This is a genomic window from Polaromonas sp. P3_A5 (assembly GCF_056403055.1).
This window is the reverse complement of sequence record NZ_JBFUGF010000009.1, coordinates 1-864: the sequence shown is the minus strand read 5'-3', so window position 1 is coordinate 864 and position 864 is coordinate 1. Positions and strand designations below refer to the sequence as shown.

Here is an 864-nt window from a genome sequence, read left to right as displayed (position 1 = left end):
TTCCACCGCTACGTTGACGAGCACCGATGTTGGCGCAACCATCTTCAAGTGGGTGTGTGGCCCCGGATCGACGGGTACCGCAATGCCTACGAAATACCTCCCAGGTTCTTGCCGGGGCTAAAACCTGATTGCTGCGTAACGCAGCAATTCATGGGTTAACAAGCGGCGCGTCTTTGACGCGCCGCTTTTATTTGGGCAAAAGTTGTCCGATGGAGTCCGACAGTTGATTTCTGAAAACTTCAATGGATGGTGCGCCATGGGAAGGACGATAAATTGACCCCCTGCATCGACGATCAGCCGTGACAAGCGCAAGCAAGACCGGCTACAAGGGTTGTACTGGTTTGCATGAACTGATGTGATCTGATTCAGCAATGCAGGCATGCATAGTGTGGCGTATTCCCGGCACAGTCAGTAGCGGCATTCGGACGCTCAAGAGGGTCCGGTTCATCCGCCTCAAATGACAAAAGTGTCGTGAAATTCACAGAGGGTAGTCAAAAAAGTAAGCTCTCGGCTTTTTGAGCTCGAAAAATCACGGAAAAGACGCCCTTTTGACGTGGCACAAAAACTGCTTTTTACCTGAGCTAGTTTTTTTAACCAAGGAGTTTTTATGAAGCGTTCCATCCAACGGGGTTTTACCCTGATCGAATTGATGATCGTCGTGGCGATTATCGGTATCCTGGCTGCGGTGGCTCTGCCTGCCTATCAGGACTACACCATTCGTGCGAAAGTGTCTGAAGTGATTCTGGCTGCATCACAGTGCCGTACCAGCATCACGGAAACTGTTCAATCTGCTGCCAGTACGGTTCTGCCGATCGCCAATAACTGGGGCTGTGAAAAGAACGCCAGCGGCGAACGCCAGCGGCG

The 864-nt window shown here is 51.6% G+C and carries 1 protein-coding gene; it reads left to right on the top strand.

Features of this window, described 5'->3' with window-relative positions; all coding sequences use genetic code 11:
* Positions 1–607: 607 nt before the first annotated feature.
* Positions 608–864: pilin (locus tag AC1DU8_RS22750; protein ID WP_477727284.1), on the top strand; the 257-nt coding region annotated here is incomplete at its 3' end.